The sequence below is a fragment of the Syntrophomonas wolfei subsp. wolfei str. Goettingen G311 genome (assembly GCF_000014725.1).
Taxonomy (GTDB): Bacteria; Bacillota; Syntrophomonadia; order Syntrophomonadales; family Syntrophomonadaceae; genus Syntrophomonas; species Syntrophomonas wolfei.
In genome coordinates this window covers 2,284,117-2,304,265 of record NC_008346.1, presented here as the reverse complement: position 1 = coordinate 2,304,265, position 20,149 = coordinate 2,284,117, and the positions used below count along the sequence as shown (strand labels likewise).

The following is a 20,149-nucleotide window of genomic DNA, read 5'->3' as shown; positions in this document are numbered from 1 at the left end:
ATATTAAGGAGAGGGGATGTGCGGAACACCATACCTTGCAATACGAAGGGCTACATAATCCTCTATTATCGGATGGGGCGGCGGGGATTAGATCAGAGGATGAGGACTTTTATAAGACTATATAACGTAAGGACGAGTTACGGAAATTTACATTATAGGATTTAAGAATATAATGGATAATTAATATATACTATATGCAAATATTGTAAGAGTGCGATTGTTCAGATAGACACCAAAGAAAGGTTTGGTTAAGCATGAGTGATATCAATACATATCTTGAGCAATTAAAACCCAATGTGGTAATAAAGGGCCCCTTATTTCCTGAATCCATACAGATAATAACTACAATCCCCTTGGCAGATTCAATAAGAATATTCGGCAAGGGATTAAAAACAAACCAGGCTTATGATAATATTCTGTCCCTAGCGCAGTTAAACGAATTAGATATAACCCCAGATAAAGAGCCTTTCGATGGAGATGCTAAGAGATTTCGTCTTGGGATTGAAGCTATGCGATTGGGACTAGCCTACGAGTATGATCCATATTTTTCACTTTCTATTGCTCGTGTTGATCCATTACCGCATCAGTTAGAAGCGGTTTATGATTATTTTCTGAAACTGCCTCGAATCCGTTTCCTGCTGGCTGATGACCCCGGAGCCGGTAAAACGATTATGGCAGGGCTACTAATTAAGGAGCTAAAGATTCGGGGCATAATCAAAAGAATTTTGATTGTAACTCCAGCCAATCTTTCATTTCAGTGGCAACGCGAAATGAAAGATCGTTTTCGGGAAAACTTTAAAGTAATACGGGGAGATGTGCTGAGGGCTAATTATGGCGCCAACCCCTGGCAAGATGAAAACCAGGTTATAACCTCTATATCCTGGGTATCTCGTATTGAAGATGCCAACGAAAGCTTATTGCGCAGTCACTGGGATTTAATTATTGTGGATGAAGCTCACAAAATGAGTGCATATAGTGCTGATAAAAAGACCCTGGCTTATAAGCTGGGGGAATCTCTTTCTGAAATGACCGATCATTATCTACTTATGACGGCCACCCCGCATAAAGGCGATCCAGCTAATTTTTGTCTCTTTCTTGAACTTCTCGATAAAGATGTATATGGGGATGTAAAAAGCCTGGAGGAAGCTATGCGCAGGCAGAGTGCCCCATTTTATCTGCGCCGGGTCAAAGAAGCGCTCGTAACATTTCCTGACCCGGAGACCGGCGATATCATGACGCTTTTTACTAAAAGGAATGTACAGACTGCTGATTTCCAAATCGATCTGGATGAAATGGATTTTTATGAGGCCCTGACCCGATATGTAGAAGACCAATCTATCAAGGCCGCCCAGGATGATTCAGCCCGAGGCAGAGCTTTGGCATTTACCATGGCCATGCTGCAACGAAGATTTGCTTCCAGTGTTTATGCAGTACGCAGAACCTTGGAAAGAATGAAATTAAAGAGAGAACAGATTCTGGCCGACCCGGAAGCCTACCGTAAAGAGCAGGTGAACAAAAAACTGCCGGAGGATTTTGATGACCTGCCCGAAGAAGAACAGGCAGAAATTATTGCTCAGTTGGAAGATATTGTAGCCTCGGTTGACCCGGTGGCTTTGCAAGAAGAGATAATTCAACTGGGCCGATTGATTAATCAGGCCCTTGATCTGGAAAAAAGAGAAGCTGAAAGCAAACTCATTAAGCTAAAAGATACCCTTATTCAACATGGATTATTTGATGATCCTAAGATGAAGCTCCTTATTTTTACCGAGCATAAAGATACCTTGACCTATCTGGTTGGGAAACTGCAGGATTGGGGCCTAACGGTGACCCAGATTCATGGCGGGATGAAGATTGGTGATCGGGATGCTCCTGGTACTCGTATTTATGCAGAACGGGAGTTTAGAGAAGATTGTCAGGTCATGGTGGCCACCGAAGCCGCTGGAGAAGGAATAAACCTGCAGTTTTGCTGGTTCATGATCAATTATGATATTCCCTGGAATCCAGTTCGGCTGGAGCAACGCATGGGCCGTATCCATCGTTACGGACAGGGAAAAGACTGCTTGATTCTCAATTTTGTATCTACCAATACCCGTGAAGGCAGGGTATTAAACAAGCTTTTCGAACGCATTCATAAGATAGAGGATGATCTGGATCCAAAACGTACCGGTAAGGTGTTCAATGTTTTGGGCGATATTTTCCCGGCTAATGAATTGGAAAAAATGGTGCGCAATATGTACACGCGCAATACCACTGAAGACGTTATCAAGGATCGCATTATAAAAGAGGTTGATACCGAACGATTTAAGAATATAACTCATTCAGCTCTGGAAGGCCTGGCAAAAAAAGAGCTGAACTTATCTGCCATTATTGGCAAGTCTGCCGAGGCCAGGGAACGGCGCCTGGTTCCCGAAGTAATAGAGGATTTCTTTTTGGAAGCCAGTAAAATTAGTGGTGTTCCCGCCAAGGCGGTTCGTAAAGGAGAGCATATTTATCGTTCCGGACGAGTACCCCGTAACCTGTGGCAGATTGGTGAATCGCTTGAACCGCGTTTTGGTAAGTTAGGACATGAGTATAAACAAATATGTTTTAATAAAGAGTTGTTAAAAAAGGATCCTACCCTGGAGTGGGTTACCCCAGGCCATCCTTTATTTGAAACCGTAAGGGAGGATGTGTTAATTCAGGTTCAGGAGGATTTGAAACATGGGGCTGTTTTCTACGATTTGCATCGTCAATCCCCTGCCTGTCTGGATGTGTATTCAGCTTCCATTAAAGATGGTCTGGGTAATGTGGTACACCGTCGTTTATTTGCAGTTGAAACTACGCCTAGTGGTCAAATGGCAGTGCGCCAGCCTACTATTTTTTTGGATTTGATTGCTAATCCAGAACCTGTAGAACTGCCTCAGTATGATAATCTTCCCGGGCGTGACGCAATAGAGCAGCATTTATTGATAGAAGCCTTACGTCCTTTACTTGATGAGGTTAGTGAGCAACGTGATAAGGAAACCCGGATTATCACCGAACATCTGCGTATCAGCCTCAATGAACTGATTAACCGGCAGCAACTTCGCATGATAGAACTGTATCAACTGCAGGATAACGATGACCCGAATCCTTTATTAGCTGCCAATATAAAAACAACTGAAGATAGACTGGATGAGTTAAACGAACGCTTGGAACGGCGTATGCAGGAACTGGAACGGGAAAAATCATGTACCATCGGGGACATTGTTCATTATGGCAGAGCCTGGGTTTTACCTCATCCCGATAGAACGACTCCCCAGATGGCCCCTATGGTTAGGGATGATGAAATTGAAGCTATAGCCATTAAGAAAGCCATGGAATATGAACAAGCCCGCGGGTGGAATCCGGTTTCCGTAGAGAAGGAAAACCGGGGCTTTGATTTAATTTCCCGCAAACCTCATGCCGAAGACCCTGAAACGGCTGTGGATGTACGTTTTATAGAAGTTAAGGGCCGGGCTGGGGTAGGTGAAATTGCTTTGACCAGTAATGAATATAAAACGGCGGAGAGATTAAAAGATGATTACTGGCTTTATGTAGTATTCAACTGTGCCACTGAACCCCAGGTTTATCCCATACAGAATCCAGCCCGTTTAGGATGGAAGCCAATAGTAAAGATTGAACACTATCATGTAGGAGCAAATGAAATATTGGGGGCAAATAATGACTGAAGAAATGAGGTATTGTAAACGATTAATTGAGGTGGATTTACCGATCAAGAGGATTTCAGCTCATGCCCGGAGAGAGAAAAGTATTCGTCACGGACATATTTCTACGCTACATATATGGTGGGCGAGGCGACCATTGGCAGCTTGTCGGGCGGTTTTATGTGCTTCACTGTGGCCCGATCCTGCTGATCCTCTTTGCCCAGAAGAATTCAAGATAACTGCCCGAGAAGAAATGTTGAATTGGGCCAATAAGCATATAACAATTTTAAGTGTGGAGAGCTTTCGTCTTTTTATAAAAATCCAAAAAGAACCCAGTTTGCTTAATGATGAACTGGTATTGCGTAAAGCGTTATTGGATTTTATAGCCGATTTTTCTAATTGGGATAACACAACTGTAGATCAATATTTAGAAAGCAGCCGTAGGCTGACCCAAGTAGCCCATGAGAGCTTGGGAGGTATAGCGGGAACTCGACCAATGGTAGTTGATCCTTTTGCAGGGGGGGGGTCTATTCCCTTAGAAGCCCTGCGAGTTGGGGCTGATACGTTTGCTTCCGATCTTAATCCGGTGGCGGTTTTGCTTAATAAAGTAGTGCTCGAATATATTCCACGTTATGGTCAGGAGTTGGCCGAAGTGGTTAGAGAATGGGGAAATTGGATAAAAAAAGAGGCGGAAAAGGAACTTGAGGAGTTTTACCCCAAAGATCCCGACGGAGCTATACCAATTGCATATTTATGGGCACGAACTATTCATTGTGAAGGTCCCGGATGTGGGGCTGAAATTCCATTAATGCGTTCTTTATGGCTGGTAAAAAAACAAAATCGTTCAATTGCTATAAAATTGATTCCCGATCGTAGAGAGAAAAAGGTTAATTTTGAGATAGTAGACAATATCAAAGCCCGAGAGGTAGGCCAAGGAACTGTAAAACGTGGTTCTGCTACTTGCCCAGTGTGTGGGTATACTACGCCAGTAGCTTCAGTTAGGAGGCAACTTAAAAAAAGGCATGGTGGAGCAAATGATGCCCTACTATACTGTGTGGTTACCAATCGTCCTGGACAACAGGGCAGATTTTATCGCTTACCGAACAAGCAAGATATAGATGCGGTGAAAAAAGCTAATCAAGAACTGGAGCGGCGTAAGGTAAACCATAAAGGGGAATTAAGTTTGGTTCCGGATGAACCCACCCCACTTGGTGGTGGAAGTGGTGCTGGTCGTGCTTTTTCTCAAAGAAATTATGGTATGGATAAATTTGAGGATCTATTTACAGCCAGGCAGGCCTTAACACTTACAACGTTGGTGCACCTTGTTAGAGAAATTAGGCAAAACATGAATCAGGGAGAAGATAAGGAATTTTCAATAGCAATAGGGACATGTTTTGCCATGATCGTAGACAGGTGTTCTAATCAGTTGTCTTCTTTATCTAAGTGGAATATCAATCGTCAAATGGTCGATGGTGTTTTTGCACGCCAAGCTTTACCTATGTTATGGGATTTTGGAGAAATAAATATATTAAGTGGATATATTGAAGGAGCTATTAACTGGATTTCATTAATTATTAACCATGAGTGTTGTAATTCTAGTGGAAATGCGGAACTTTCATCAGCAACCTCTAGCCCACTGCCAGATGACGCTGCACATTGTTTTTTTACTGATCCACCTTATTACGATGCAGTTCCTTATGCTGATTTATCAGATTTCTTTATAGTATGGTTAAAACGAACTGTAGGTGATATCTATCCTGCTTTATTCTCGAGTCAATTAGCGCCAAAAGAAGACGAGTGTATTGTTGATGAAATAAAAGGGAAAGACAAGATATATTTTGAACGAAATATGGCTCAGGTTATGACTGAAGGGCGTCGGGTTCTAGCTCCCGAAGGCATTGGTGTAGTAGTCTTTGCTCATAAATCAACTGAAGGATGGGAAGCCCAACTCCGTGCGATGGTTGATGCTGGATGGATCATCACTGCGTCTTGGCCTATTGATACAGAACGATCTGTACGTATGCGGGCTAATGACTCAGCTGCTCTCGCCTCCTCGATTCATTTAGTCTGTCGTCCTAGAGAAAATTCGGACGGTTCCTTGATTACATTAATCGGTGATTGGCGCGATGTATTGCAGGAGCTACCTGTACGTATTCATGAATGGATGCCGCGTTTGGCTGAAAATGGGGTAGTGGGTGCTGATGCCATTTTCGCATGCCTTGGACCTGCTTTGGAGGTTTTTTCTCGTTATTCAAGTGTTGAAAAACCGAATGGCGAACAAGTTTTGTTAAAAGAGTATATGGAACATGTATGGGCTGCGATTTCTCGCGAGGCTCTGAGCGTGGTTTTTAGTGATGCGGATGCTTCTGGCTTTGAAGAAGATAGCAGGTTGACTGCTATATGGTTATGGACTCTTACCACAACTAAGACAACCGATAAAAACGATACCCAAAGTGATGATTCGGATTCTGAGGCTGATGAAAAACCAACCAGTAAAACAAAGTCGAGTGGATACTTATTGGAATACGATACAGCTAGAAAATTAGCTCAAGGATTGGGTGCCCACTTGGACAAACTTAATTCAATTGTGGAAATCAAAGGCGACACAGCCCGCTTGCTGCCAGTAGAAGATCGAGCCCGCTACCTTTTTGGAAAGGTTGAGGAACCGGTGGCAGTTAAAAAGAAGGCCAAAGTTAAACAAGAACAGCTTAGTCTGTTCGATCTAACCGAAGATTTAGAGAAGGCTACTCCTGGTGAAACAGGTCCATGTTCAGTTGGAGCCCCGCTGGCCGGAGCAACGATTTTGGATAGAGTTCACCAGACTATGCTGCTTTTTGCTACCGGTCGTGCCGATGCCATGAAACGTTTTCTGGTAGAGGACGGTATCGGCCATGATCAACGTTTCTGGAAACTGGCTCAGGCTTTATCAGCACTCTATCCCCCCTCAAGTGAGGAAAAACGATGGGTAGATGGGGTGTTGGCACGTAAGAAGGGATTAGGTTTGTAATTATTAATATAAAAAATGACCATACATTTGTGGCTGGTTTTGGGGATTTACTATGGGATTGTTTAGTGCTCGGAGGTGACGATTTATACTACAGTACATTATTTATACCGATGAATCAGTGCAAAAGGGCCAATATCATAGTAATTTCTACGGAGGGGCTCTGGTATGTTCTACAGATATTGAAATAGTAAGAAAACTATTAGAGGCGGAGAAAAAACATTTGGGGTTGCGGGAAATTAAGTGGACAAAAGTATCGGCAGCTTATCTGGATAAATATATGGCGATGATTAAGCTGTTTTTTGATTTAATAGAAGAGGGAAAAATCAAGGTAAGGATTATGTTTACCCAGAACGCTCGCCAGCCCGTGGGACTTACTCGCGAACAGATAGAGGAATCATATTTCTTACTGTACTATCAATTTCTTAAACATGGCTTTGGCTTAATTTATTCAAATGATACTAAAAACCCCATTTATTTAAGGTTATATCTTGACCAGTTACCCGATACTAAAGCAAAATCTGATAAATTCAAAAACTTTATCTATGATTTGCAGTTTCAAAAGGAATTTGAACACGCTAATATCCATATCCGCAAAGAAGATATTGCAGAAGTCGATTCGCATGACCATATAATACTGCAGTGTACTGATGTGGTGCTGGGAGCTATGCAATTTCGTTTAAATGATCTGCATAAAGCTATTCCAGAAGGGCAAAGGAGACGAGCGGCTAAGACCATAGCAAAGGAAAAATTATATAAATACATAAATTCCCGGATAAGAGGAATATATCCTGGATTTAATATAGGAGAGTCAACTGGTCATAAAGGAGATATAAGTAATAGATGGCATCATCCTTACCGTCATTGGAAGTTCGTACCGGGTCAGTGGGAGTATGATGAAACTAAAACGAAACATAAATAAGAAAGACCCCATCGCTCCTACATCAATATCCCAAACATAAACTTGGGACTTCGGAGCCGACAGGGTCACCCTTAATAAATTATTATTTTTTTACAACTTTATTATACATCATAAATGATGTATTTTGGCAAGGAAAATATATTAATTTTTACATAGAAATGGGGGACAAAGATGGCGCTAAAACCATGGTATAAAGTTGTTACACCTCGTGAGGATCTGCGCGAGGGCAGGCCACTGGATGCTTCCGAGTTTGCCGTTCATCTGGATCAGATTCGGGATGGACGAGCACCGATTGATTATCAGGAGCCGAGACATTTTTTTGAGCGTACCTATTTAACTCAAAATTTAACTATTCTGGCAGCAGAAACGGTACGACGATTGTCAGGTATTACTACTGAGACATCAGCTGTTTTTAACATGGCAACCCAGTTCGGTGGTGGGAAGACGCATGCTTTATCAGTTCTCTACCATCTGGCTAACAGCGGGCCCGAAGCTGATGGCTTACCAGGCGTGCGTCGTATATTGGAAAGAGCAGCTATTAATACTATCCCCCGGGCCAATGTAGCTGTTTTCGTTGGAACCGAGTTTGATTCCCTAAGTGGACGTGGAGGCGATGATGGGACCCCTAACCGTAAAACACCCTGGGGCGAACTTGCTTTTCAATTAGGGGGGGATGATACATTTGCTATCGTAGCCGAACATGACCGGCAATTGATAGCACCGGCCGGCGATGTTATACATAAAATGATCCCGGATAATATACCTTGTCTAATTTTAATGGATGAGTTGATGAATTATGTGAGTCGTAATCGTAAGAGTGGTCTTGCCAGTCAATTCTATGATTTTCTGCAAAATCTATCTGAAACGGCACGAGGCATGAAAAATGTAGTTTTAGCTGTATCCATTCCAGCATCAGAATTAGAGATGACAGCTGAGGATCAGTCTGATTATGATCGCTTTAAAAAGCTATTGGATCGAGTAGGTAAGCCGATCTTTATGTCGGCGGAATCGGAAACCGCAGAAATTATTCGGCGCAGGCTTTTTGAATGGGGGGGATTACCTGACGATGGCATTAAAGTGTGTTCGGAATATGCGGATTGGATTATTGATAACCGCACACAATTACCGGATTGGTTTGCAACTGATCCCCGCGAGGCGTTTCTGGCCAGTTATCCCTTCCACCCATCTGTACTATCTGTTTTTGAGCGCAAGTGGCAGGTATTGCCTCGTTTCCAACAAACCAGGGGCATTCTTAGGCTTTTAGCTCTTTGGGTATCAAACGCATATGCAGAAGGTTTCAAAGGTGCGCATAGAGATCATTTGATTGGTTTAGGAACTGCTCCATTGGATGATTCTCTTTTTCAGGCAGCAGTATTTGAACAACTGGGGGAAAACAGATTAATCGGTGCGGTTACTACTGACATTTGTGGAAAAAAGGATGCCCATGCTCTACATTTAGATAAAGAGTCAGTCGATGCCATAAAGAAGGCCCGGCTTCATCGCAAGGTAGCGACCAGTATTTTCTTTGAATCTAATGGGGGCATGGCCAATGCCGAGGCCACTGTGCCAGAACTTCGCCTGGCTGTAGGTGATCCAGAGCAGGACATTGCAAATGTGGAAACGGTATTGGATAACTTGACCAGTAATTGTTATTACCTCTCCACTGAACGTAATCGTTACCGCTTTGGCATAAAACCTAATCTTATTAAGCTTCTTGCGGATCGTCGGGCCAATATACAAGGCCCCGCGATTGATGAACGGGTCAGGGAGCAGGTACAAAAAGTATTTTCTGAAGGATTGGGAGTAGAAAGAGTTTATTTCCCGGCCAAAAGCAGTACGGTCGCAGATCGAGCAGTATTAACTTTAGCAGTTATGGATTCTGAATACTCCCTGCAGAACAAAAGGACCCTTACTATTATAGATGAAATGACTCGTTCCTACGGCACTTCAGCGCGAACATTTAAGAGTGCTGTTATTTGGGCCATACCTGAATCTGATACGGCCTTAAAGGAGGAAGCCCGCAAGCTATTAGCCTGGGAAGAGATTAATAAAGATAAGGCTTCCTTGCGATTGGATGAAAGCCAGATTAAGCAATTAGAAATAGATTTGAAGAAAGCTAAAAGTGATTTAAAAGAGAGTGTTTGGCGCACATATAAGAATCTGGCTTTACTGGGCAAAGACAATAAACTACGTTTAATAGATATGGGCCTGATCCATTCTAGTGCAGCGAGTTCTATGCTGCAATTAATCCTAAACCGGTTGATGCAGGACGGTGACATTACGGATGGCATCAGCGCTGCCTTTCTGATACGTAACTGGCCTCCGGCATTTACTGAATGGAGTATCAAATCAGTGCGGGATATGTTTTTTGCTTCACCCCAGTTTCCCCGTATACTGAATCAAAAAATCGTAAAGGATGGAATAGCTAAAGGGGTTGCCAATAAGGTAATTGCTTATGTAGGCAAAACCTCAGTCGGTGAATACAAACCTTTTTACTACGGTGATGTGTTAAGTGAAAACGATATTGAAATATCTGAAGACATGTACATTATTAAAGCTGAAGAAGCGGAAAAGTACAAAGAACCGCCGACGTTGACTACCCTAAAAATAAACCCTGGGCAGGTTAGGATGAAACCAGGTGATAAGCAGACTTTTATGGTTGATGGCTATGATCAACTGGGTCGTTCTATTGAAGTGCCAGATTTAATTTGGACGATTACTGGCGGAGTTATAGATAGCCAAGGGGTCTATACAGCGGGTAACGACCAGGGGTCTTTTATAGTTAAAGCCAGTGCTGCTAAAGTGAATAGCACTGCCAATGTAGCTATAAGCATACCTATGTCAAAAGGGCCGGGAGGAGATAACCCTGATCCTGGGCCGGAACCCCCCAAAGGTAAATCTGGAAAGCTATCGAAACTGGCTTGGAACGGAGATTTGCCGCCCCAAAAGTGGATGAATTTCTATTCCAAGGTTCTTGCCCGGTTTGCTTCTACTCAAGGGTTGAAGATTAATGTGAGTATCGAAGTAGAATCCGATGGTGGTGTATCAGAACAGAAGATTGAAGAGACTAGAAGTGCCCTGCGGGAATTGGGGTTGGATGATGAGATAGAGTTGGAGTAGGGGATAAATAAGATGGTAATTTCTTATCAGTGAGCCGTCACTAGACATAAGAAAATGGATGACATGGGAGGGGTAATGTTGCGTGACAATAACTATAATTTGATTATTAGTGAACCCCCGAGCCGCATTTTGAGTACAGAAATTCTACATAAATGGGCAGCAGGAAAAAGTATCTTCATAAGCTCGACTATCAATGATATGAGGGATGAAAGAAAAGCAATTTGTGAAGCGGTGCAAAAAGTAGGCGCTAATCCGGTTATGTGGGAAACCATTGCGCCAGTAGATGAAGAACCAAATCAGGCTTACCTTAAGGGGGTTCGTAGCAGTAACATATATCTTTTAATTCTAAAGACTCGTTATGGGATAAAACTTCAGAGTGGTTATAGTCCAACAAATGAGGAATATGAAGAGGCGCGCAGATTAGATTTGCCTGTTCGGGTTTGGATTAAAGCAGGTATTGATGCCAAAGAACGTGAAGGTCATCTGAATAGATGGATAATTGAGTTACAGAATTTCCATTCTACCGGTGAATATGTAAATGAAAATGACCTGGGTCAGCAGGTCGAACGAGTATTAAACCAAATGGCAGTTGAAGAAGTTCGTCAATGGATTAAACTGGGTCAGGCTGTTTTTCCAACCGATTCAATCCGGGAAATTATGAACCGTGGGAAAAAGAAAATAACCATTAATGCCACGACAGATAATCGTAATACTCAACGTTATTTTGAGAGTTTGGATTTTGACTATAGGAGTTACCCTTTAACCTATAAAGGACGCACCGTGCAAGTAAAACCAATGAATCTTGATGCCAGTACCACGCAAGAAGGATATCATATTTTACTAACCATGGAAGTTGAGCAGGAATATCAGGCTAATAGCATTGTGCAAATGAACCTGTCTACGAATGGGAAAAGTTACACTGGGGATCAGGTGGCCCAGCATCTTGTAGAAGAGGCCATTTCGCGATCAGGTAGATTAGAGAAGGGTTTCTTATTTGCATCTTCTGTGCCTGAACTAATGCTCGACCGGATTAATGACTTGAACCTTTCGGAAACAACCAAATGCAAAGTCCTGGAACTACTTATTGCGGAGGGATTGACTCAATCAGGTTTGGTTAGGACTGCCAATACACAAGTCAGTCGACGAGGTTCAGATTTGATTGCAAAAGTAGAATTAGAATGCTGGCGGCAATGGCAGGATCCCCTCATTCGTTGTATTGAAATACCGGTAAAGTATTAGGGTTAAGGGTGGGATGTTAATATGGAATCAAATAGTAGTATTATCCGTAAGGCTTTGGGAATGCCCTTCGTTTCAGCCGAGATTACAGAAGCCGTTGAGTTTTTGTTTGCTCGGTGGGAAAAAGAACGAAACGGCGAAAATCCATATTTATTAATGATGACTACCCCTCTGAAAAGTTATTACATAGAATTAGTAGATGAGGATACGGATAAGCTATCAGATTTGGCGATAAATCTTACCGGTGGACATCAAACAGGTATTTGCCAAAGAGGATGTTTCGTATATTATCCTAAAGACCCCAATTTTGATGTGTTCATTTCGGCTGAATATTTCGGATTTGTTGAATATAGGCAGAAAGTGGAGATGAAAATAGATGTTGAGTATTTGCAGGAGAAGCTTGGAAAGTTTCTTCAAGTATGCTCCTCGTGGTATATACATAAGGGTTTTGATAATGATGTTTTGCTTTCAGTTATGCTTACAAACGCCGAGGAAATAAGCCTGGTCAATCATTCAACTGAATATTCCCAGCCTATTCCCGAATCATTAGTATTATCGTATCATCGCGTTCCTTGTAATAGATTAAGTGATCGTAATGTAAAAAGGCGCACAATAAATGAACTAAAAGGGGCGTTTAATATTTCCTGAGGATGGATTTGAAAACGTATATTTAGCTTCCTTATGTCCCTAAACCAACCCAGTTATTGATGAAGCTGGGTTTTTATAATATTATTAGCCGTACAAGTACATTCGCGGAAAATGGTGCCAATTTGGTGCCAAAATTAGCATTATAGGGCACCAAACGGGCGTTTTTGGTTTTCTAGACTGAGCTTAAAAAGCCCGGTATTTCCAACTTCTCCTCACAGTAGCCATTTTTTTCGATTCGTAATCAGCAGGTGGCTTCGATATCTGACTATACGATTATAGAAAAGAAAAGTAGTTTATTAGTAATTTAAAAAAATATATCTAAAAACTTTATACCGGATAATATTCGTGATTGGGAGTAGGAGATACTGTTAACAGTGTTTCAAATTTAATATATTTTAATGGATAAACATATTTTTACATAAGTAACATCAGAATAACATTTCATAAATTAAATTGCATATCCTAATTATATAATGTAATAATATAGTTACAAATACCTTAACCTCTTTTACCACGTTTATTAAGGGGGAATCTAAATGAAACGTGAAGCTTTGGCCCGACGTATTCGGGAATTGCGGGAGGCGTATAAGAAAACACAGGAAGAAATGGCCGGGGTAGTGGGTATTTCTCGTCAGGCTTATATCCGCCTGGAAAAAGGGGCCCGGGAGATAGCCTTTGTAGAGATTGAGAAAATTGCCGATTACCTGGGCATACCTTACACCGATATTACCGGGGTGGATGAAACAGAGGAACCTTCGTTAACAGCTATGTGCCGTAACCAGGGTTGTTCTCAGGATATGTTGAAGGTTTTCGAGCGGGCGGAAAGAATACTGGGGGTATTCTCGGCTCAGGAGCGGCTCTTTTACCGGGTACGGGAAGGCGAGGAAAGGCAGGCGGAGCTTGATGGCAACCAAACCTAAAAAGATAGATTACTTTGCTATCCGGGAGGAAGCGGAATTCCAGGCCAGCCAGGTGCGGGGCCAATATCGCCTGGGTTATCGGGATATAGGCGATATATTCCGTTTTATGGAGCAGGCTATGGGCTACCTCCTGATTCGTTATCCTTTTGGCGAGAAGGCCATGGAGGGTTTTGCCGCCCTATACCAGGGTGAACGGCTGGTGCTTACCAACTCTTCTAAGATTTTATCCCGAGAACGTTTTACTGCTGCCCATGAGATTGGACATCATATCTTTGATTTTCAGGACTCCGGCAGTGAGTTAATAGCGGATGAGCTGACTGGTTTATTTAATAAAAAGAACCTGGCCGAGTACCGGGCTGATTGTTTTGCTGCTGCTCTGCTTATGCCCCGGGAAGGGGTTAACGATGCCCTGTACGAACTGGGCCTTAATCAGGGAACGTTAACTTATACTGATGTTGTCCGCCTGCAGTTATTGTTTGGGGTCAGTTATCGGGCGATGGTCAGGCGATTGGCGGATTTAGACCGGATAGACCGGGAACAGGTAAACTACCTGTATAAATATTGGGCGGAAACTGGGGAAAATTTACAGCGTTTATTCCGCAGAGCTCAGGCCCCATCAACGGCTTTACTGGAACCCTGGGAACAGGTCTGGGTGCCTACCCGCTATTTGCGCTGTTTGGAGGCTAATTATGAAACTGGATTGCTGTCTTATCCGGTTTTGCAGCAAATCCTGGCAGTAGTAGGGGTAACCCCGGAGGAATGGGCTTTTAGGCCTCATTCGGTTTCTGCCACTGATGAAGTAGATATTGACGACTTGATTGAGGAATTATCCCATGAGATATAAAAGGGCCTGTGCGGATGCCAATATCCTGGGGCATCTTTATCACAGTGGGGAGAGCAGTTTATTAAACCGGTTTTTTGAACAGGTACTGGTAGACCAATGGATATTGGATGAAATTAAACGGAGGCAAAAGGATATACTGCCGCTTATAGAACGGGAGCTGTCCAATGCTTCCTTTTTACTGTTAGTAGACCGGGCGGAGTTACAAAACCGCCAGGTGCTATCCCTGTATGAAACTGAGTTAGACGACATGCGTAATCTTTTTTTGCCGCCTGACGAGGGAGAAAAGCGCGTAATTGCCCTGGCCCGGGCTATCGGGGTGAGTTTTGTGCTTACTGATGATGAGAAACCGGACGGGCCTTATTGGAGTATTGAACGGGGAATTATTTCCCATGTTGAAGCGCTGGCCTTCTGGGATTTGGTCTATATGAGTATCTTGGACGGGGGTTACTCTGATTACATAGCAGCTCGGGAGAGTTATAATCGCATTTGTCAGCAGGGTTACCATCCACCCTATGCTCCTGGCTTTGGTTCCCGTATGGCGGCAGCAGTTAGAAGATTGAAGGATAAAGAGTGGTTTAAGCAATGGTGCCAGGCTCACGGGGTAAAAGCAGGGGTTACGATTGACCTGTTAAAGCAGATAAAGCAGGTGGGGTGGTGAGCTGTTCCGGTAAGTATTGGTTTTTCCGAATCCTTCTGGATCGTGGAATTTATGCTAGCTACGTATACAGTTTACCTTTTCGGGTGCAAACTCTGTGTGCTGGTAGGCACTAGCTGTTGGAGAGCACAAAGGGACGGTTCTTTTGTATCATCCAAATATTCCCCTAATAATACAACCGAGGCCGGGTGGATATCAAAGTCCGCCCAGTTCTTTAGTTTGACCAGCGTGCTTGCTGAGCCGATGGGTTGAAAGAAACCCTATCACCTAAGCAGCGGGAAGATAATCCAAGGGCAAGGGCGTCACTGGTAACCTGCTGGAACCGCTAAACTAAAATGGATATAAAACAACAAATAAGAATGAACAGTATTTACCACAATCCTCTATATCAACCATTATGCAGCCGGACGAGCTTGCAACACAAAGTAATGCTATTGCTGCCAAAGGTTATTTCACCTTCCGGCAAGGTACCTAAACCCAGCACAATCTCTCTCCTGCTGGGGCCCAGGCAGCAAATACCCGAAGGTTGGCCAGTGCTTTCAGCGCCCCTATCCCCCCGGCGTCCGCCGGGCCCGAATCAGTTTCGCATCGCCCCACTCCGAGCCCGACTCCCCGTATAAAGACCGATAGGCCGGTATACCTCAGCCGCGACGACAGGATAACGGCGCATTTCATTACATGTTTTATCGCGCTGGTGGTCTACCGACTCTTGGAGAAGAAGCTGGGCGAGCAGTACACGTGCAGCGAGATCGTTCAGGGGCTGCGGGACATGAATTTCTATGAGGTCAAGGGGGAGGGGTTCGTCCCCACCTATATGAGAACGGACTTCACCGACAGCCTTCATGATGCTTTTGGCTTCCGTACTGACTACCAGATACTCACCATGCGACAGATGAAAAATATTTTTAAAGCTACTAAGTCTTAGACAAATATTACTCACTTTTAATTAATGCATAAAGAGCTCGCAAACTCCTTACTTTAGGGGTTTGCGAGCTCTTTTCTCTTCTCTAAGTGTCAAAGACGGGATTTAATGCCGTTCCTTATCATTTAGAAAGTAATAATTTATACTATAAATTGAGACTTTTGCATAACTCAAAAAAATCCGTATAGCAAAAGCAAATATTTGAGTAACACAGCGCCACCGCTTTACAGTAAATTACAGTTAGTCAATCTAGTTACATTCGTTAATAAATAATTTCAGTAATTGGGCATACTCCTCCCTTTAAAGGGATAGTTCTTAAAAAACTGATAAAATATTATGCTGCTGATGATCTAGTACTGCTGTCTTGGTTTATTGCTATTACAGCTGCAATCATAGTTATAGCGCAGAGATAAGCGTGGGTTTCAACCTTAGTTATTTTTCTAACGTTTAGCCCGTCTTCTAAACCCAGGTTTTCCTTAAAACGGCTGAAACAGCGTTCTGAGTAGGTTCTCAAATTATATTGCTTCTGCCAGTTAGCAGAGCCCCGGTGGGGACTTGAAAATAACCTGGGATCGTCTTTAACTTTAGTTTTTACCACCATTCCATAGTTGCTATCAGAACACCAGGCGGAGCCAAAAGGACAGTCGCATTTACCCATAATATGAGGACATCTAAACTTGTTTACTCCCTGATAGGAACCCCAGTACACCATCCGATACCTGGCTGAACAGATGGGAGTTCCATCCCAATCAAAACCTTCTGGAGGTTGTTTAGCACCCCGCTTATTCAGGGCAATGATAGCTTGGGCGTGGTATTTATCTCTGATTACAGAATATATTTCACGGTGGTCATAGCCAGCATCCATCAGGAAGTAAACTATTTTGGACTGAGTATTGGCACAACATTTTTCAACCAACTCCAAAGCTACACTGGAATCAGAATAATTGGCCGGTGTTACCTTCATTGCTATGGGAAGCCCGGACCTTACATCGGTGCCAATATGGAGCTTGTAGCCAAACCACTTGATAGGGTTGCCGTTGGTATCACTCTTAATACCCCAATCAGCGGCATTACCATTCTGGATGATATTCTTGCGGGGAACGGACTTTTCATAAGCTTCTACCTTGGTAGCGTCAATTGCTACTGAACTAAGATCAAGAAGGCCCATTTCCTCTGCTTGTTTAACCAGGGAAGTAAACAATGTTTCTAAACAACCGCTCTGAGCAAGTTTTGAATAAAACCGGCTAAAACATGATTTGCTAGGCGCGGTACCAAATGGTTCAAAACCGCAAACATACCGTAGATGAGGATCATAAGTAAGTCGTTCAACCAGGAGTAAAGGTACCCATGTTCTCTAGTCTCATAGCTATCAGGGCATTTAACATCGCATAGGCTGGGTATGGTTTTGGTCCAACTCTTATCTCGCCAGGTTTATCTAATTTGCAAAGAACTGGTTTTAGATCAAGGGTGTTAATTATTTTCTCAAGCCTTGATTTTGGTTGTATTTTTAATGCGTCCTCAAAGGAGAAAATACAGTTCTGTCGAATATTCATAAGTGACTTCGCCTCCTACGGGTTATTTGTTTTGTCACTTATTAATTCGGCAAAATGGGGGTGAAGTCCTTTTTATGTACGACTAAAACCCCATTATTTTGGGTCTTAACTAATGTGCAAAAGTCTCAATTAATAATAAATGGGATATTAAAATAAAGGAGTGGTAGGTATGGCATATGCCATTGCTTTTGCAATAGCTTCAATTATAGGCATAATCTATGGAATAAATAGCAAAAACAAGCCTTTAGGAATAGTTTCCGTAATTGTGTTGATTATGATTATTGCTGTGTGGGTATATTTTTATAATAACCCTTATTAAAGTTTAGGTTTGAAAATTATGTTCGATGCTATAATTGTTGTTAAATCATGGGATATCACTCCGGACACTGAATGAAGATAATTATCTTTTTGTACACAGTACTAACGGTCTGAATGTTTTGGCCAACAGGGGAGGGGAAGTAAAATGAGATTCCATCGTATGTTATTCTTGGTAAGCTTCGTAGTCGCAATAGCTCTTGCCGGTTGTATTAATCCCGTTTCCAATACGGGGCAGGATAGCAAGCTGGACATTACCAAACTTGATAACAAAAAGGCAGCGGAGACCTGCACCCAACCGCAGTATTTTTTTATGAACGGCTCTCTGTTAGGCAGCTATGATAAGGATGGCTGGCATAGTCTGTGTGATACCGGCGGCTTTGAAAAAAAGAGGGGAGATGCGGTAACATACTATGCTAAAGACCTGCTTGATCAAGATTCCTACTATGTCTATGAGAATAACAAACTGGCCGGGGTGTCAAAGCAGATCATCTGGTCAACCGAGGAGGCTTTTGGTTTAGGTACCTTTGAAGATGCGGATGCCCCCAAAAATTTAGCAAAGTATGGCGAGCTTTATCGATTTAAAGGCGAAAGTGGTGACACAGGTTACCGGATTTTTGACCTGCCGATAAAACTGGGTGATGAGCTTTGCAAACTTAAAATACCCGATTACAGCTTCAATACTGAATTTCCCTTTGGTCAAAAATGGGCACGGGATTGCCTGAACGACAGACTGGTTACAAACATCGGCAGCAATCTGTTCCCCAAAACAATGAGCTATGGTGTTGAGCCTACCGCAGAGGGTATACAGTTATTAACAGATTTATTCAAGAAGAACAATATAGAAAACACGGTTCCGAATTTTACGGAATGTGTTCTGGGCGATTTTGACAACGATGGCAAGAAGGAATACCTGATGTTTGCCGAGCCCCCCAGGTCAGAGATGGGGTATCCACTTCTTTACAGCAATGGTAAAACCGATAGTCTTGGAGTATTTAACTTTATATTTTATCAGGATGATGATGGCAGTATTCAGACGCTGCACAGCGACCTGCTTACATTAAAAGGTGACTTTAAACCAAACAAGGATAACAATATGGAACTTATGTACGCAGATTATAGTATATGGATTGATTTATGCCTGGCAGCAGATTTAAACGCCGATGGTGTTTATGAAATCGGAGTGAAAAAATGCATGTGGGATTGTGGATATTATCTGATCTATGCTCTGAATTCCGGAGGAGAATATGAGATGGTTATGCGTTCGAATTTTGGCACATAGAATAAGCTGCAGTTAAAAAGTTTATTTAAGGTAATTGGCAAAAATCCATATATAGTTATGCATAGTTCGTTAATAATCAGAAGCTGGTCAGAATTGCCATTATATTCAGTACTGTGTGCTCTGTTAATTATGTGCAACATAACTTAAAAAAAAAGGGCCTCAACCGAGGTTAAGGCAGCGATACCTTTTTCTTTCATATATTTTTGTTCAGCGGGGGAAGAGGTATTATAGCCGGATATTAGGGCTTCACCACCAAAATATTTGATATTGTTGCTAGTACTGCCAGCAGAAGAACAACAAACAGGGTGAATTGGAGGCTGAACGATGAATGGACATCTGAATGACTGTCTGATATGTGATGGTAAGTTGGAATACCTTGATGCAGCGGAAGAAATGGAATGCGTGATTTGCCACAAAAAGCATTTAAACAATGTCCGCTGTATTAATAGGCATTATATCTGCGATGAGTGCCATAGCAAGAGAGGTGCCAAGATTATCCTTGAAGTATGCCGGACGACCGATTCTAAAAATCCCATCGAAATCATGCAAAAACTGATGGCAAAGCCATTCATCCATATGCATGGGCCGGAACACCATATTCTCACAGGTGCAGCACTTCTTGCTGCCTATCATAACAGTGGAGGACAATTGGATCTGAATAAAGCCCTGAACGAAATAGAACGTCGTGCAAAACAGGTTCCCGGAGGGGCCTGTGGATTCTGGGGATGTTGCGGGGCGGCTATAAGTACGGGGATGTTTATCAGTATTGCGACCGGGGCGACGCCGTTGAGCGAACGGGAATGGAGTCTGTCCAATCTGATAACTTCCAAGGTATTGCGGCGAATAAGCGCTCTCGGCGGGCCGAGATGCTGTAAGAGGAATTGTTTCACGGCGGCAAAAGTGGCTGTTGAGTTCACGGGAGAACAGCTCGCGGTCAATATGGAATTACCGGTAGATATTTGTTGTTTCTTTTCGCCCAACAATCACGAGTGCAAAGGTGCACTTTGCCCATATAGCCCCCAGCACTCCAATTCCTAGTAGCATTCGTACCTTATCTTAGGAG

At 42.8% G+C, this 20,149-nt stretch carries 11 protein-coding genes and 2 pseudogenes; 12 read left to right on the top strand and 1 reads right to left on the bottom strand.

Annotated features, from left to right (window positions below):
* Positions 1-254 precede the first annotated feature (254 nt).
* The 10 genes and pseudogenes from SWOL_RS10390 to SWOL_RS10345 all read left to right on the top strand — a co-directional run.
* Positions 255-3,689 (top strand): protein NO VEIN domain-containing protein, encoded by a 3,435-nt coding sequence (locus SWOL_RS10390; protein ID WP_011641397.1) that lies wholly within the window; start codon positions 255-257, stop codon positions 3,687-3,689.
* Positions 3,682-6,672 (top strand): DUF1156 domain-containing protein, encoded by a 2,991-nt coding sequence (locus SWOL_RS10385; protein ID WP_011641396.1) that lies wholly within the window; start codon positions 3,682-3,684, stop codon positions 6,670-6,672. The genes SWOL_RS10390 and SWOL_RS10385 overlap by 8 nt, the downstream gene beginning before the upstream one ends.
* 85 nt (positions 6,673-6,757) lie before the next feature.
* Positions 6,758-7,591, top strand: a complete 834-nt coding sequence (locus tag SWOL_RS10380; protein ID WP_041427533.1) for a DUF3800 domain-containing protein — start codon at positions 6,758-6,760, stop codon at positions 7,589-7,591.
* Positions 7,592-7,762: 171 nt separating this feature from the next.
* The gene (locus SWOL_RS10375) at positions 7,763-10,711 is read left to right on the top strand and encodes an ATP-binding protein (RefSeq protein ID WP_011641394.1); all 2,949 of its coding nucleotides are present in this window, start codon (positions 7,763-7,765) and stop codon (positions 10,709-10,711) included.
* A gap of 75 nt (positions 10,712-10,786) precedes the next feature.
* Positions 10,787-11,950 (top strand): DUF4062 domain-containing protein, encoded by a 1,164-nt coding sequence (locus SWOL_RS10370; protein ID WP_011641393.1) that lies wholly within the window; start codon positions 10,787-10,789, stop codon positions 11,948-11,950.
* A 21-nt stretch (positions 11,951-11,971) separates the two neighbouring features.
* Positions 11,972-12,595 (top strand): hypothetical protein, encoded by a 624-nt coding sequence (locus SWOL_RS10365; protein ID WP_011641392.1) that lies wholly within the window; start codon positions 11,972-11,974, stop codon positions 12,593-12,595.
* Positions 12,596-13,131: 536 nt separating this feature from the next.
* The gene (locus SWOL_RS13720; protein WP_011641391.1) at positions 13,132-13,515 is read left to right on the top strand and encodes a helix-turn-helix transcriptional regulator; all 384 of its coding nucleotides are present in this window, start codon (positions 13,132-13,134) and stop codon (positions 13,513-13,515) included.
* Positions 13,499-14,359 (top strand): ImmA/IrrE family metallo-endopeptidase, encoded by an 861-nt coding sequence (locus SWOL_RS10355; protein ID WP_011641390.1) that lies wholly within the window; start codon positions 13,499-13,501, stop codon positions 14,357-14,359. Before SWOL_RS13720 ends, SWOL_RS10355 begins: the two co-directional genes overlap by 17 nt.
* Entirely contained in the window at positions 14,349-15,017 is a 669-nt protein-coding gene (locus SWOL_RS10350; RefSeq protein ID WP_011641389.1) for a PIN domain-containing protein, read from the top strand. Before SWOL_RS10355 ends, SWOL_RS10350 begins: the two co-directional genes overlap by 11 nt.
* A 625-nt stretch (positions 15,018-15,642) precedes the next feature.
* Positions 15,643-15,939, top strand: a pseudogene (locus SWOL_RS10345) (IS1634 family transposase); the annotation flags it as partial.
* Positions 15,940-16,270: 331 nt separating this feature from the next.
* Here SWOL_RS10345 and SWOL_RS10340 read toward each other — a convergent pair.
* Positions 16,271-17,489: pseudogene (locus SWOL_RS10340) on the bottom strand (transposase).
* A 463-nt stretch (positions 17,490-17,952) separates the two neighbouring features.
* On the opposite strand from SWOL_RS10340, the gene SWOL_RS10335 reads away from it, so the two are divergent.
* Both SWOL_RS10335 and SWOL_RS10330 read left to right on the top strand, forming a co-directional pair.
* The gene (locus SWOL_RS10335; RefSeq protein WP_011641387.1) at positions 17,953-19,086 is read left to right on the top strand and encodes a hypothetical protein; all 1,134 of its coding nucleotides are present in this window, start codon (positions 17,953-17,955) and stop codon (positions 19,084-19,086) included.
* Positions 19,087-19,410: 324 nt separating this feature from the next.
* On the top strand, positions 19,411-20,124 hold the full coding sequence (locus SWOL_RS10330; protein WP_011641386.1) for a DUF5714 domain-containing protein: 714 nt from the start codon (positions 19,411-19,413) through the stop codon (positions 20,122-20,124).
* Positions 20,125-20,149: the final 25 nt, after the last annotated feature.

Excerpts from the sequence above, each read along its gene's own strand:
- SWOL_RS10385 (WP_011641396.1), top strand. The coding sequence starts at position 3,682 with ATGACTGAAGAAATGAGGTATTGTAAACGATTAATTGAGGTGGATTTA.
- SWOL_RS10375 (WP_011641394.1), top strand. The coding sequence starts at position 7,763 with ATGGCGCTAAAACCATGGTATAAAGTTGTTACACCTCGTGAGGATCTG.
- SWOL_RS10335 (WP_011641387.1), top strand. The coding sequence starts at position 17,953 with ATGAGATTCCATCGTATGTTATTCTTGGTAAGCTTCGTAGTCGCAATA.
- SWOL_RS13720 (WP_011641391.1), top strand. The coding sequence starts at position 13,132 with ATGAAACGTGAAGCTTTGGCCCGACGTATTCGGGAATTGCGGGAGGCG.
- SWOL_RS10370 (WP_011641393.1), top strand. The coding sequence starts at position 10,787 with ATGTTGCGTGACAATAACTATAATTTGATTATTAGTGAACCCCCGAGC.
- SWOL_RS10390 (WP_011641397.1), top strand. The coding sequence starts at position 255 with ATGAGTGATATCAATACATATCTTGAGCAATTAAAACCCAATGTGGTA.
- SWOL_RS10365 (WP_011641392.1), top strand. The coding sequence starts at position 11,972 with ATGGAATCAAATAGTAGTATTATCCGTAAGGCTTTGGGAATGCCCTTC.
- SWOL_RS10330 (WP_011641386.1), top strand. The coding sequence starts at position 19,411 with ATGAATGGACATCTGAATGACTGTCTGATATGTGATGGTAAGTTGGAA.
- SWOL_RS10350 (WP_011641389.1), top strand. The coding sequence starts at position 14,349 with ATGAGATATAAAAGGGCCTGTGCGGATGCCAATATCCTGGGGCATCTT.
- SWOL_RS10355 (WP_011641390.1), top strand. The coding sequence starts at position 13,499 with ATGGCAACCAAACCTAAAAAGATAGATTACTTTGCTATCCGGGAGGAA.